Source organism: uncultured Wocania sp., from assembly GCF_964021735.1.
Taxonomy (GTDB): Bacteria; Bacteroidota; Bacteroidia; order Flavobacteriales; family Flavobacteriaceae; genus Wocania_A.
Window position 1 is genome coordinate 1 of record NZ_CAXIBN010000082.1, and the last position, 14,552, is coordinate 14,552.

17 protein-coding genes are annotated in these 14,552 nt (G+C 31.2%); 4 read left to right on the forward strand and 13 right to left on the reverse strand.

All coding sequences use genetic code 11. The annotated features are described in order from the left end of the window. Window positions 1–309: 309 nt before the first annotated feature. Entirely contained in the window at window positions 310–1,236 is a 927-nt protein-coding gene (locus tag AADI82_RS08720; protein WP_341216059.1) for a dihydrodipicolinate synthase family protein, read from the reverse strand. 181 nt (window positions 1,237–1,417) lie between these two features. Between AADI82_RS08720 and AADI82_RS08725 the strand changes: the two genes are divergently transcribed. Next, window positions 1,418–2,269, forward strand: coding sequence for a helix-turn-helix transcriptional regulator (locus AADI82_RS08725; protein WP_341216060.1), 852 nt, complete (start codon window positions 1,418–1,420; stop codon window positions 2,267–2,269). On the opposite strand, the gene AADI82_RS08730 is transcribed toward AADI82_RS08725, so the two are convergent. From AADI82_RS08730 to AADI82_RS08770, 9 genes are all read right to left on the reverse strand, one after another. Then, complete coding sequence (locus tag AADI82_RS08730; protein ID WP_341216061.1) at window positions 2,266–2,844, reverse strand: PhnA domain-containing protein; 579 nt, start codon at window positions 2,842–2,844, stop codon at window positions 2,266–2,268. The genes AADI82_RS08725 and AADI82_RS08730 overlap by 4 nt on opposite strands. 119 nt (window positions 2,845–2,963) lie before the next feature. After that, window positions 2,964–3,794: a hypothetical protein gene (locus AADI82_RS08735; protein ID WP_341216062.1), complete on the reverse strand. Its 831-nt coding sequence runs from the start codon at window positions 3,792–3,794 to the stop codon at window positions 2,964–2,966. Window positions 3,795–3,957: 163 nt separating this feature from the next. Next, entirely contained in the window at window positions 3,958–4,317 is a 360-nt protein-coding gene (locus AADI82_RS08740) for an MmcQ/YjbR family DNA-binding protein (RefSeq protein WP_341216063.1), read from the reverse strand. 53 nt (window positions 4,318–4,370) lie between these two features. Further along, entirely contained in the window at window positions 4,371–4,772 is a 402-nt protein-coding gene (locus AADI82_RS08745; protein ID WP_341216064.1) for a GNAT family N-acetyltransferase, read from the reverse strand. After that, the gene (locus AADI82_RS08750) at window positions 4,772–5,380 is read right to left on the reverse strand and encodes a DUF4230 domain-containing protein (RefSeq protein ID WP_341216065.1); all 609 of its coding nucleotides are present in this window, start codon (window positions 5,378–5,380) and stop codon (window positions 4,772–4,774) included. The genes AADI82_RS08745 and AADI82_RS08750 overlap by 1 nt, the downstream gene beginning before the upstream one ends. Continuing rightward, window positions 5,381–6,130 (reverse strand): cyclase family protein, encoded by a 750-nt coding sequence (locus tag AADI82_RS08755; protein ID WP_341216066.1) that lies wholly within the window; start codon window positions 6,128–6,130, stop codon window positions 5,381–5,383. It lies immediately after the preceding gene. Window positions 6,131–6,142: 12 nt separating this feature from the next. Continuing rightward, window positions 6,143–7,327, reverse strand: a complete 1,185-nt coding sequence (gene hemW / locus AADI82_RS08760) for a radical SAM family heme chaperone HemW (RefSeq protein WP_341216067.1) — start codon at window positions 7,325–7,327, stop codon at window positions 6,143–6,145. Between the two features lie 135 nt (window positions 7,328–7,462). After that, on the reverse strand, window positions 7,463–8,020 hold the full coding sequence (gene ruvC / locus AADI82_RS08765; RefSeq protein ID WP_341216068.1) for a crossover junction endodeoxyribonuclease RuvC: 558 nt from the start codon (window positions 8,018–8,020) through the stop codon (window positions 7,463–7,465). After that, on the reverse strand, window positions 8,020–8,649 hold the full coding sequence (locus AADI82_RS08770; RefSeq protein WP_341216069.1) for an outer membrane beta-barrel protein: 630 nt from the start codon (window positions 8,647–8,649) through the stop codon (window positions 8,020–8,022). Before AADI82_RS08770 ends, ruvC begins: the two co-directional genes overlap by 1 nt. Before the next feature lie 40 nt (window positions 8,650–8,689). Between AADI82_RS08770 and AADI82_RS08775 the strand changes: the two genes are divergently transcribed. From AADI82_RS08775 to AADI82_RS08785, 3 genes are read left to right on the forward strand one after another with little or no spacing between them, the layout of a single operon-like run. Further along, complete coding sequence (locus tag AADI82_RS08775) at window positions 8,690–9,658, forward strand: lysylphosphatidylglycerol synthase domain-containing protein (protein WP_341216070.1); 969 nt, start codon at window positions 8,690–8,692, stop codon at window positions 9,656–9,658. 2 nt (window positions 9,659–9,660) lie between these two features. Then, the gene (locus AADI82_RS08780; RefSeq protein ID WP_341216071.1) at window positions 9,661–10,806 is read left to right on the forward strand and encodes a glycosyltransferase; all 1,146 of its coding nucleotides are present in this window, start codon (window positions 9,661–9,663) and stop codon (window positions 10,804–10,806) included. 54 nt (window positions 10,807–10,860) lie between these two features. Next, entirely contained in the window at window positions 10,861–11,727 is an 867-nt protein-coding gene (locus tag AADI82_RS08785; RefSeq protein ID WP_341216072.1) for a hypothetical protein, read from the forward strand. Between the two features lie 2 nt (window positions 11,728–11,729). Here the strand turns inward: AADI82_RS08785 and AADI82_RS08790 are convergent, their stop codons facing one another. From AADI82_RS08790 to AADI82_RS08800, 3 genes are all read right to left on the reverse strand, one after another. Continuing rightward, window positions 11,730–12,206 (reverse strand): hypothetical protein, encoded by a 477-nt coding sequence (locus tag AADI82_RS08790; RefSeq protein ID WP_341216073.1) that lies wholly within the window; start codon window positions 12,204–12,206, stop codon window positions 11,730–11,732. Window positions 12,207–12,246: 40 nt separating this feature from the next. Next, window positions 12,247–13,389, reverse strand: coding sequence for a tetratricopeptide repeat protein (locus AADI82_RS08795; protein WP_341216074.1), 1,143 nt, complete (start codon window positions 13,387–13,389; stop codon window positions 12,247–12,249). A 2-nt stretch (window positions 13,390–13,391) separates the two neighbouring features. Further along, the coding region (locus AADI82_RS08800; protein WP_341216075.1) for an energy transducer TonB at window positions 13,392–14,552 on the reverse strand (1,161 nt) is incomplete at its 5' end.

Sequence of the window (14,552 nt, forward strand, 5' to 3'; positions counted from 1 at the left end):
CATTTCAATGTCAATTCCCTGAATTGATTTGGGACTCGACTACTTGATAACTTATTTTTATATCTATAAACCTTACTTAACTGTTTTTTTTAAACAAACTCTCACACTCAAAAAATAAAACCAACCTTAGCGGATTAGCCCGTGTTAGGGATTGAAACGACATCCTTTTTTGTGCTTAACTATAAGTTTATTTTGTAACTATATATTAAAATATGTAAATAAACTTGATGAGATACTGAAACAAGTTCAGCACAAGAAAGATATAGTGTAAAGCCCGACCGCTTTTTGGAGCGGTAACACTCAAATTATTTATACTAGAGCAGCTAAATTTTTATACTCTGGTAATGTTGGGCGTGTTCGTAATCCTGCTTCTATTATGTTTATTACATGTTTGCGCTCGGTGCCGTGAAGTGGTAAACGGGGTTTGCGAACATTTTCGGTTCCTATGCCAGTGTACACTTCGGCGAGCTTTATATTTTGTACTAATTTAGGGTTTATATCCAACTCTAGCAATGGTAAAAACCAACGGTAAATCTCGATAGCTTCTTTAATTCTGCCTGCTTTTTGAAGCTCATAAATGGCAACGGTTTCGGCTGGAAATGCACATACTAAACCGGCTACCCAACCGTCTGCACCCATTAGTAAACTTTCTAGGGCTACGGTATCAACACCCGTCATTATTTTTAATCTATCGCCAAAACGATTTTTTATTCTGGTTACGTTTGATATGTCTCTGGTTGATTCTTTTACGGCTTCAATATTATCACATTTTAGGAGTTCGTCGAACATATCTAAAGTTACTTCAATTTTATAATCTACGGGATTATTGTAAATCATTATTGGAAGCGATGTGTTATTTGCCACGGCTTTAAAATATTCGACGGTTTCTCTATCGCCAGATTTATAGCGCATTGGCGGTAACATCATGAGTCCTTTTGCACCATCTTTTTCAGCTTTTTGTGCTGCTGCGATGGCTCCTTTTGTAGATTGTTCGGCAACATTCATTAAAACAGGAACTTGTCCTTTAACAATATCTACCGTAGTTTTTGTTAGCGTGCTTTTTTCCTCATCTAGTAAAGTACTTGCTTCTCCTAATGTTCCGCCAAGTACAATGCCATGAACGCCAGCATCTAATTGTGCTTTAATGTTGGTTTCAAACATTTTTAAATCCAAAGTATCACTATCAGTAAACTTTGTTGTAACTGCTGGCATAACGCCTTCCCATTTAAAACTCATTGTTTTGATGATTTAATTTTAAACAAAATTATAATTTATTTGACTGGTTTAATAATGCCTATTTATCCAAAATAGATATTATATTATCCTATTATTGATTTAAAATTATTAATTAGAATATTATTTATGTAATTTTGAATATCATAAAGTTTGATGAGATACTGAAATAAATTATGCTCCAATGAAAGTTCTCCCTTTTAAAATACCAAAACCAGAAGATGATGCCTTTATTTTTCAGGTAGATTATGTGGATGCGTTTTATGATAAATTACACCAACATGAAGAAATACAAATCAGTTTTATTGTTGAAGGTGAAGGCACTTTAATTGTTGGAGACACCATAAATTACTACACTAAAAATGATATTTTAGTGATTGGGAGCAATATTCCGCACGTGTTTAAAAGCGATTTGAATGATTTAGGCACATCGCACATGTTGTCTTTATTTTTTACCAAACAGTCTTTTGGAACTCATTTTTTTGAATTGGAAACTTTAAAAGAATTAGCTCCTTTTTTTAAGCGCGCTGAACATGGTTTTAAAATAGCATCGAAAAAAAATCAGTTTAAAGATTTGTTTTTTGAAATTGAAAAGGCAACCAAACTGAATAGATTTATCGCACTTCTTCAGCTTTTAAAAATAGCTTCAAAATGCAACTATAAAAGCTTGTCTTCTTTTATTTACGATAAAAAATATTCTGATAATGAAGGGAACAGAATGCGAAATGTTTTTGAATATACTATGAATCATTTTGAAAGCGACATCACATTAAGCGCCATTGCCGAAGTTGCAAACATGACTAAAAATGCATTCTGTAAATATTTTAAAAAACGAACCAATAAAACCTATATTCAGTTTTTAAATGAATTACGATTAGAGCATGCTTGTAAGCTTTTACTATCAAACAAAGATTTAACAATTTCTGAAGTTGCCGAACAATCGGGATTTAATAATATGTCTAACTTTAATAGACAGTTTAAGGTTGTTAAAAACATGAATCCTTCAGAATTTAGAAAACAGGACAAAAGCGATTAAAGCTTCTTTACGTAATCGGTAATAATAACAATTTGAGTTGCCCCTACTTTACCTTCAATGTATTTATCGTTATCGCGGTCTAAACGAATATTCCTTACAGCTGTTCCTTGTTTAGCAACCATGCTTGAGCCTTTTACTTTTAGGTCTTTTATTAAAACCACCGAGTCTCCAGCTTCTAAAATCACTCCGTTTACATCTCTGTGGATTATCTTATCGCCTTCTTCAACACCTTCACCAGTGGCTTTTGCGAACTCTAAAACATCATCTTCTATATACATCATGTCTAACAAATCTTGTGGCCAACCTTCTGCTTTTAATCTGCTTAAAAGTCTCCAAACAACAACTTTTACGGCTTGGTGTTCGCTCCACATACTATCATTTAAACATCTCCAATGATTTGCATCTGTAGTTTCTGGGTTATTTATTTGAGAAATGCATGTGTTACAGGCTAGTAAACTTCCATCAACTCCTGCGGTTGATACTGGTGGCACTTCGTATACATCTAAATTTTCGGTGGCCGCACATAATTCGCATGCATTATTGCTTCTTTCTTTTAATGTTTGTAATAAACTCATGTTTTGCTTTTTGATTTTGCAATATTACGCTTAAATAAAAGGTTCTACAAGTTTGAATTTTGGTAAACAAAAAAGAGACGCCAATGGCATCTCTTCTTTTTAAAAAAATTTGAGTTTTGTTACTTTCTAAGTTCAGGAACAACTTTATAAACAGCATCACCGTGCACTCCTGTAAAATATTTTTTACCCATTTTATCCATTTCTTTTTTAGCTTCTTCATCGCTCCAATGCGCATCAAATAATTCTCCATCTTTATCAAACTTTTTATCTAAGTCTGCTAACGAATCTAAAAAGTAAGCTTCTACAAATTGCGTTTTATCTGAACCATAAGCATGACTCATTGGGTAATACGCCTTCACATATTCGTTTTTATGGGTTACATTTTTAGTGTATTCTGCAAACGTATCCATAAACTCTTTATATGAACCATCTTCTGGAAAAGCAAAATGGCTAGTTCGTAAATACACAATCATGTCTTTTTTAGGTTCTTCGGATAAACTCTTCGCATGTGGCATGGTGGCATAAATCTCATCAGAATGAAAAGGCGAATAATAATTTGCTTGCTTGTTAAGGAAGGTTTTTCGTTTATCTTTATCTGGCCATGCGTCTTTAGCTAATTCTGTGTTTCTTTTAGCTGCTAAATCTATAGCATTCCAATTGGCATAGGCCTGTACATAAACTAACTCTCTGTTGTCTGGTGTAATTTGGTGTAAATAAAAGCCTGCTGCCATAACATGTTCATTCTTTTTAGTAACTTTATCCATGTATTCCTTTTCTACTGCCTTCCATTCTTCCATTTTAAAATCTTCTAAATCCATATTCCAGTGCATAACTGTCATGGTTACGTACTCAGGTCCTTTCTGAGCTTCTTCTTGAGCAATAATTGTTGTTGTGTTTAATAGCAAAAATGTAATTACAATTGCTGAAAATAATCGGTTGGTTGTTTTCATAATCTGTTAAAAATTAAAGTTAATATACTGGTTTAATAAATACTACTTTTAAGATTTAAGGGCTAATGATTATGCTATAAATAATTTAGGAATTGAGAGATTATTTTTTGATGAATGAAGTTAAATATACGAAATATTTATTTGATTATTAGTTTAATAGGGTTTATAATTGCTCTCGTAGTTTTTTAGGCAGGGTTTTTATAACCATATCATAAGAATGGTTGATAAGCTCCAAAACAAGTTTTGTTTCTAATTCACCTTCATCAATATATAAGGTGTTCCAGTGTTTTTTACTCATGTGATATCCTGGACGAATGCTACTATATTCTGCTCGTAATTCTTCTGAATATTCTGGATCTGCTTTTAAATTAACAGCTGCTTCACCTTTTTCCCAACTATCTAATCCTGTAAGCACAAACATTTTTCCTAGTACTTTAAATACCAAAACGTTTTCGTCAAAAGGAAATCCTTCAGAGGTACCTTTTTTACTTAAACAATATTCTCGGAGTTGTTCTATATTCATAAAAAATAATATATATTAATAATGGATTTCTGCCTTCTCAGGAATGACAAAAATTATTTTAAAAGTCGTTCCATTACTTTTTCAGAATTCTTTAATTCTGTATAACCAAATTGCTTGTATAGATAATGAGCATCAGATGTTTTAAGCATCCATACTTTACACGATTGCAATTTAGGTTCTTCATTAATAGTTTTCATTAATTGCTTTGAATAACCTTTACCTCTATATTCGGGAAGTATAAATACATCCATTATATAAGCAAAAACAACATAATCTGTAGCTACTCTTGCAAAACCAATTTGCTTTTCCTCTATATAAACCCCAAAACAAAAGCTATGTGCTATTGATGCTTTTACTGCTTCAATAGTTCTTCCTTTTGCCCAATACGTTGTAGTTAAAAATCGATGAATTACATCTATTTGAAGCTTGTTTCTATCGGTAGATATATTAATCATTATTGAAGCTTATTTGTTTTACCTTCTTCAATTTTTAATGCTGAATAGTCCAATTTCCAGCCAATAGTTTCAACAATGGTTTCCATAAGCAAAATAGTTTCTAAGGCTTCTTTTTGAGCGACTTGAATGAGTCCGCTTTCTGGAATTTTATCTTTAATGTGTTGCTTTGCTTCTGTATTTAAATCGGTTAAATCGTTTGCCTCAAACCTATTAAAGTAGCCATCGGTTTTATCGTAATAATTCAAATTGGTTTCAATAGACAATACTTCGGGTTGCGGAAAATGTTCTAATATTATTTTCTTATTACCATTATCTGACTTAAGTTGAATCTTAGCCAAATCGTAACCCACATAAGCTTTAGCATTAATAACTACTAGTGCTTTCTTTTTACTAGAAATAAGTTTTAAGAAACGTTGTTTTACATCCTCATAATGATAAATTTCTGCAAAGTCACCTTCAACAGTTATGAATTTACAAACAGTTTTAATTTTATCTAAAAGCAACACAGATTGCGAATTTACTAATTGCTTTTTCTTAAGTGATTTTAAATATGTAACAACACCTAAACTCACTAAAACACCTATTATAATTCCTAAAAACGCTTCCATTTACTCAATTATTTTATATAAAATAGGTTTGCTTGGAGTAGCATCATTCTCGAAAGGGGCAATCATAAGATTCAATAAATATTCGCCATCATCAACAGAGTTGGGCACATAAATAAATTCTGTAATAGTGGCATCCATTCTAAGTTTTCCTTTGGTATTCCAAAAGGCATTATGAACCAACAATTTCCCATCATCCTTCTCTTTATCTACCGATGGTAAATCTATTAATAAGTGTTTAATGCCCTTTTCTATCAAATAAGTAGCGACTTCTTCTAATAAAAAAGGTGGGTTTGTATTAGAATATCGTTTGCTTTTTTTCTCCAATAAATTCGGCAAAGTCCTAATAATAATAGCATCTCTTTTTTTATTTCTTAAAGCCGTTTTAATTTGTTTTTTAGATATAAAAAAATCATCCCCATCGTTTTCTGGTGCAACGGTAACAACTTCTGCCACAAAAAAATAATGCTTTAAATTTTTGTTTACAGAATGTATTTCTTTTGTGATATGCCCAACACATTCGGTATGTGTTATATGCGAATGCGGGTTAAAATGGATATTGTTAAAATTGACAACGGCACCTTCTGAAACTTTAATTACCTTGCCATCAGACTCTTCAGGAACAATCTGTGGGTCATCTATATACCAAGCATTTATGTTTTTTTTAGACATATCTATCGCTATAGAAATATCTATAGGTTTAGACACATCAATTTGTATTTTTCTTGAATTGTATTGTATTGTTGCGATCATATTCAAATATAATCAAATCATAAATAAATCGGCAGCAATACCATCAACTAAAAATTTTCCTTTTTGGGTTGTTGTTATTCTAATATCATTACGAGGAGTCTCCGACGAAATAATCTTTTCAAGTAAAACAGATTGCCGCACTTCGTTCGCAATGACAAGTAATTTTTTTTCTATAAATTTTTCAGAAGTCTTGTTTAAATGAGTTAAATATTCTTTACCAAAATCGGTTTCAACTTTATATAAAGAAACACCCCAAATGGTACGTAAACCTGTCATAATATACTCGTTATATTGGTCTTTTACAGAAAGTGTTTCAACCGTATTTGGAAGTTTATTATTTTGAATAGACTGAATGTATTTTGAATTATTCGACACATTCCAACTACGCTGTGTTTTACTAAATGAATGCGCCGAAGGACCAATACCTATATACGGTTTTCCTTGCCAATAACTGGTATTGTGTTTTGAAAAATAATTAGGCTTCCCAAAATTAGAAATCTCGTAATGTACAAAACCTTGTTCGTTTGTTTTTTCTACTAAGTGATTAAAATGCTGTAATGCTAAATTCTCATCAATGGGCGGATAGGTTCCTTTTTTTATAAATGAATCTAATGCCGTTTTTGGCTCGACCGTTAAGGCATAACTTGAAATATGATTAACGCCAAACCTAAAAGCTATTTCTAGATTTTCGTTCCATTTTTCTAAACTCATATTGGGAATGCCGTAAATTAAATCGATGGTTATATTATCGAAGTGTTTAGTTGCTTCTTGCAAACATGTTTTGGCTTCATTAGCATTATGCGCACGATTCATGCTTTTTAAATCGTCTTCAAAAAACGATTGAATGCCGATGCTTAAGCGGTTGATTTGTGTATTTGTTAATTCGTTTATTCGTTTATTCGAAAGGTCGTCTGGATTGGCTTCTAAGGTGATTTCTGGATTTTCAATTACTGAATAATTCTTGTAAACTGAATCAATCAACAATTGCAATTCGTCAATGGACAATAAGCTTGGTGTTCCGCCACCAAAATAAATAGTTTCAATGGATTGGTTTTTGAGTTCCTCTTTTCGTAATTCTAACTCTTTTACTAGTGCTTGAATCAATTCATCTTTCTTTTTTAAAGATGTTGAAAAATGAAAGTCGCAATAAAAACATGCTTGTTTGCAAAAGGGGATATGGATGTAGATGGCGCTCATTTAGTTTACAGTATTCAGTTGCAGTTTGCAGTCAGTTAAAATTCCATATTATATTTAGTAAATCATATTAATAACTTAGAAATAGATTCCTGCCTACGAAGGCATGACAACTAAACGACTTAACAGATAAACAAATCAACTTTTTTTTACTCTTCCTTCGTTCTGCTTTACAAAAGCACTCCAGCCCGAATAGCTTTTACCAACAGTAACTTTTCCTGAGTTATAAAAATGGCAAACCGCTGCTGCTAAACCGTCGGTAGCATCCAAATTTTTAGGAAGCGTTTTTAAACCCAATAAACTTTTAAGCATTTTGGCTACTTGTTCTTTACTAGCATTTCCGTTACCAGTAATGGCCATTTTTATTTTTTTAGGCAAATATTCTGTAATTGGTATTTCCCTACTTAAACCTGCTGCCATTGCCACACCTTGGGCCCTACCTAACTTGAGCATACTTTGTACATTTTTACCAAAAAAAGGTGCTTCAATTGCTATTTCGTCTGGGTTATGGGTATCAATAAGTTCTATGGTGCGCTCAAAAATAAGCTTCAACTTTAAATAATGATCGCTATATTTTTTTAAATCGAGCTCATTAAGCTGCATAAACTCCATGTTTTTTCCAACTACTTTTATAAGTCCGAAACCCATAATAGTTGTTCCTGGGTCAATGCCTAAAATAATTCTTTCTTTACTCATTAATCACAATATTGACAACCACTAAGCGAAATAGAAGCGCCAATAGTTAATGTTAATAGATTTCCGTTAAACGATCCAAATCCATCCGAAATAGGATTGAAATCTTTACTAAATCCTAGTATATAAGAGGCATCAAAATACGCCGAAAGTTTATCTGAAATGCCATAATGAAACTCAACACCTACCATCGCATTTAAAAATGAGGTATCATTCTGAGTATAATTACCTAAAGGTTTAATAGTTGTTAACCCTGGACCAGCATGAACAAATGTAGCTATACGCTGTGGTAAAAAGCTAAACACACTTGTTGCATTATAAACCAATTGCGCATTGAGTCTTGTGTAATTAATTTTAAATTCTGGTGTGTTATTCAAATTTGAAAAACGGTTATAACCAAAATCTAATTTTGCCCCCAACTTAGGCTTAAACATATACTGAATTCCTAAATTAATACTCGGAAAATTTACAGATTTAGCTTCAAAATTAGCAACAAAACCATTTGCCGACGGACTATTAACACCTAACGCAAATTGCGCTTTAATCGTGTTTGTATCACTTTGTGAAAACACAAAAAAACTAAAACTAGTAAAGAGTATTGAAAATAATATCGGTTTAAATTTAAGAGGCATATAATAATATTGGTTTAATTTGCTGTACCCTTTTATAATTATGAATAAAACGTTGCCATACAAAACTAAGCAATTCTTTTTTGTGCTGATTAAATTAAGCATTGTTGTTAGCGCATTTTATTTTATTTATAAAAAACTAACAAATAACGATAGTTTACAATTTTCTGTTTTTGCTGATTTTCTATCAAAAAAGAACCTTTTTACACCAAAAAACATCATTTTATTATTTTTTTTAAGCTTTTTTAACTGGTTTTTAGAAATTTTAAAATGGAAAACCTTAGTGTCTTTTGTTAAAAAAATCACTTTTAAAAATGCTCTTGAACAAAGTTTAGGGGCGCTAACAGCATCATTATTTACTCCAAATAGAGTTGGTGAATATGGTGCTAAAGCAATGTGCTATCCAGCAAATATTAGAAAACGTATCGTACTAATCAATCTGTTAAGCAACCTGTTACAAATGACCGTAACTGTTATTTTAGGTCTTATAGGTTTTTATTTTCTAATAACAACCTATAAGGTGAATTTAGATTATTACAAACTAGCAAGCGTATTTGCAATTAGCTTAATGGTCGTGTTTTTAATAGGCTTTGGTATTAAAAAAAGCAAATTATCAATTAAAGGTTTTTCGTTAGAAAAAGTAAAGCAATTCATTTTAAAATTTCCTAGAGATAAAATCGTGTCTGGGTTTTTATTATCGCTATTACGATACGCTATTTTTTCATTTCAGTTTTACTTTTTATTACAACTTTTTGATATTAACATCACTTACAGAAGTGCGATCATGATTATTACGTCTATGTATTTATTGGCATCAATAATTCCGTCTATATTTATTTTCGATGTGGTTATAAAAGGAAGTGTAGCTCTATATTTATTCGCATTAATTGACGTAAACGAGCTTACTATTTTAAGTATCATTACCATTATGTGGCTATTTAATTTTGTGCTACCAAGTGTGTTTGGCAGTTTTTATGTCCTTAATTTCAATTTACCAAAAAGCGAAGATTAATTATGGTTTTAATTAGCATTATTATAACACTTCTATATTTGCTTTTAATAGGTAGTTTTATTTTTGGTTTTGATAAAGTATCGACTTTCAAATTGAAAAGCATTGAAGCTAAAACAACATTTTCTGTAATTATTCCTTTTAGAAATGAAGCTGAAAACTTGCCCAATTTGTTAGCCTCAATTGATGCATTAAAATATCCAAATCATTTATATGAAATTATTTTTATTGATGATGATTCGGTTGATGATTCGGCTGAAATTATAAAAGTATTTCTCGATACAATTCCGATAAAAGGCAAAAATTATCGAACTGATATTTCTATTATTAAGAATGAAAAAACTTCTAATTCACCAAAAAAAGATGCCATTACAACAGCAATAAAACAAGCAAAACATAATTGGATAATCACAACTGATGCCGATTGCACTTTGCCCAAATATTGGCTGGATAGTTTTGATGAGTTTATTCAAACCACAAACAATAAATGCATAGCCGCTCCGGTAACTTATGTCTATGAAAATAGCTTGTTAAATCGCTTTCAATTACTCGATATTTTAAGTTTACAAGGCGCAACCATTGCCGGTTTTGGTATTAAAAAACCTTTTTTATGCAATGGTGCAAATTTTGCATATCAAAAAGCATTGTTTTTCGAATTAAACGGATTTGATGGTAATAACAATATAGCAAGTGGCGATGATATTTTCCTGTTAGAAAAAGCTGTTAAAATGTATCCCAAAAACGTAAACTATTTAAAATGCGAACAAGCTATTGTAAAAACGAAAGCACAACCAACTTGGAACACATTAAAAGAACAACGCATAAGATGGGCAGCTAAAACAAGTGCTTACAATAATGGATTTGGCAAACTAATAGGTTTCGTTGTTTTAGTAATGAATGCTTTAATCATTTCGCTTTTACTGCTATGCATATTAAGCATATTCAATATTAAAATTTTTATTTATATTTTAATTATTAAGTTTAATATCGATTTCTATTTAATCTACAAATCGGCATTATTCTTTAATCAAAAACACATTTTAAGAACTTACATTTTCGGATTTCTAATATATCCTTTTTTTAGTTTTTACATTGCTGTTACTTCTATCTTTAAAGGTTATAAATGGAAAGGTCGAAATTTTGAAAAATAAATGGAATTGATTTATTTTTAGTAGCTTTACATAGAACCCAATATCTTAAAAATCATGAAAAAGATTCTTTTTTTACTTGTGCTTACCACTTGTTCTTTTTCGGTATCTGCACAACAACAATACACTGTTAACGGAAAAAATTATGAACTTAAAACCGCAGTTGAGGGTAATATAGATTTGCTTTGGAATAGTATTGATAAGCAATTTCGGTATTTTGTTAAAACGACTGATGGAAACATTTTTGAATTGATAAACACTAAAAATACAAATAATAAATACCAAGAGGAATACAAAACACAGCTTAGTGAGTTAACCAAAAACACTAGTGTTTCGGCAGCCAATTTAAAATTCACATTAAATGACTTAACACAGTTTTTTAAACAGTATAACACGGCTATTGGAGATTCGGCTTACCTTGACGAAAGACCAATACTTAAATCGCGTTTAGGGCTTTTTGGCGGTATAACTAATCATCCTTTTGTTAACAATGAAAATAATTCAACAGTTCCTTTTTTTGGCGCAGAGTTAGAAGTCATTTCGTCTCTTAAAACCTCAAGACACGCTGGTTTTTTTAGCATTGAACACGCATTAGACAATGATGATTTTAAATATACTACAACCCAAATCGCTTTAGGTTACCGATATAGATTTATTAACAACCCATCGTTTAACTTCTATGTAAATACACATTTAGCGACATATAATTTCTCGAAAAATACCATTGCAATGATAGGCTTACCTAATGAAGTTGTAAAAAACTCAACTTTTAAAATTCCTTTTGCTTTTGGATTGGGTGCAGATATTAAAATAAGTAACAGTAGTTTTATGACTTTAGCTTACAACGAATTGTTCGCCATATTTGTAGATAGTAATAGTAATTTTCCAGTAGATTTTGCTATTGGTTATAAACTTAATTTATAACCTTAATTCACTTTAATGATTATAGGTAATTTAAATTCTGTAGTCACTTGTTGTCCGCGTTTTATAGCTGGAAAAATATTGGGGATCGAATCTAAACTTTTAGTAAGTAAACTTTTAATATTTGGAATTTCGGCAATAGTTAGCGAATCTATTTTTGCATCCATTAATTTTAAGTTTCCAGTTTCAGACACTTGAAAATCTAACACCACAGTATCGCTAATATCTTTAGTTACAATAATAATTTCATTTTGTAAAAACTCAGAAATATGTGAGGTTAAAAGGTGTTGAAAACATCCTTTTTTTTCTTCTTTAATAGTTAAAGAATCGCAGATAGAAAAACTAGGATATTCATCAACATCGTTCCAATTAAAAGTTTGTAATTCTTCTTTTAAAATCGCTTCAGATGATGTTTTTTTTACTTTAAAATACTCACAAGACGTGAGCATTAAAAATAATAATAAAACGCAAGTTTGCCTCATGGATTAAAACTGAAACCGAAAAGTACAATTTTTTTAGATTTTAATCTTCTTTCTTATCTACTTTAAGAAATTTTTCGTTTTTAAGTTTCGAAATACGATCTTCAATAAAACTGTTCAATTTACTATTTGGGAATTTTTTAGTAAAATCTTCTAGTGCATTAATCTTAGCGTCATAATCGGCATAGTAGGTTTCGAGCGTTATAGCTAAATGCAAATTAGAAAACTCGTTTGTAGGATTTTCTCTCACGGCTTTTTTTAAAGCAGTAATACCTTCTTTATATTTTTTTTGATGATTTAAGACGGTTCCTAATTTCATGTATTCTGCATCTAATGGCTGATCTAGTATTGACAATGCTTTCGAGATATATTCTTCTGCACTTCTAAAATCATCTAATTTCTCATAATAAGTTCCAACAACATAGATAGCTGTAGCATCATTGGGGTTGAATTGTAAAGCTAACTTACGGTGTGTTATCGCTTTTTTATATTCATATAATTGTACGTAACACAAGCTTAACTTTTCATGTATAAACTCTGAAGACTCTCCCAGTTCTAAAAGCTTTTCAAACCAAATAATAGCATTTTCGTATTGCTGTCGCACATAATAATTTTGTGCTTTCAAACTTATTAGTTCCTTATTATTTTTATAAGACGATAAGCCAGTATTTATATATTTATCTGCTAATTTATTATGCCCCTTTTTAAGATGATATTTAGCAATTTTAAAAATAGCTTTTTGGTGTGTGCTATCTAACTGAAAAGCACTATAAAACCTATTTTGTGCTGTAGAATCTTTTAATTGCTCTAAAGTTAAACCCAACTCGTAATGAAAATTTGGATTTTTATAATCTGTATAAACCAGTTTATTAAAGACTTCTGATGCTTTTTTGAAATTTTTGGTTCTATATAAAAACTTTCCAAAATCATATTTTAACAACGTGTTTTCAGGATTTGTTTCTACACCTTTTTCATAGTTAATTAAAGCTTCGTCGTAATTACCAATAGCGATATATGCTTTTGCGATTTTATGATAAACTTCAGGTTGATTATCATGTCTATTATACTGTACAATAGCTTTACTATAATTACCATGTGCAAACAAACTGTCTGCAACATTTAAAACCGAAGTTTGAGCTTCGGTTTTAAATATTATTAATAAAAATATAAGTGTTAGTCTAACCATATTTAATCTTGAACTTGGAATATTATGGGTAAAGAATACAATACATCAACCTTTTTACCTTTATGTTTTCCAGGAATTAGTTTAGGAATTGATTTAATAACACGCATAGCTTCGGCTCCTAAATCGGGGTGTGGTGCTCTAGATTTTTCTATTTCTATTTTTCCTTTTTTAGTGATTTTGAAAACAACATTGATGAGTTGTCTACCTTTTAATCCTAAGCTTTCAGCTAAATCTGTGTTAAAGTTTCTATTTATGAACTTTTGAATACCAGTTGAAGTACATTCTCTTTTTTCTTTTTCGGTGGCTAAAGATTTGCATTCTGGTAATATTGGTGCTTTATCAACTGTTGCAAAAGGTAATGTAGTACCACCTAAAGTATCATCGGCATACCCAACCACAGCTACTTCATCTAGCAATTGCGTGTCTGCAACCTCAAAAATAATTGGGAGCGAATACGGTACAGCTACTGTTTTACCCTTTTGCATACCCGGTTTCATTTTAGGCAAAGACGAAATAACACGGATAGCTTCTGCTTCTAGAGCTGGGTGCGGACCTCTGGAACGTACACCAATAATATTTCCTTTTTTGTCTATCTTAAAAATCACATTAATGCGCTGTCTGCCTTGTAACCCATATTCGCTTGCTTTTTTGGTATTGAAATTTTCAATTACAAATTTGCTAAGCTTTTCGCTCATACATGCTTTCTTTTCAGCATTAGTAACTAAGTCTTCACAACCAGGATAAACTGGTACATTTTCAATAACAGCAAAAGGAACTTCAATATCTTTTTCTGAAGTATTTTTATCCTTATTTTCACCATAAGCAACAATTACAGTTTCATCAACAACTGATTGATCTTGAACTTGAAAAATTATAGGCAATGAATATGGTACTGTTACATTTTTACCGTTATGCTCACCTGGAATCATTTTAGGCAAAGTTTTAATAACTCGGATAGCTTCAGCTTCAAGGTCTGGGTGTGCCGCTCTAGAACGGATTCCTATAACATTTCCTTCTTCATTAATTTTAAAAATTACATTAATGCGCTGGCGACCTGCTAAACCTAATTTATTAGCCAAATCTGTATTAAAATTTCGATTTACATGTTTTGCAATGTTTTCAGATATACATTTCTTTTGCTCTTCTCTTAATAAATCTTCACA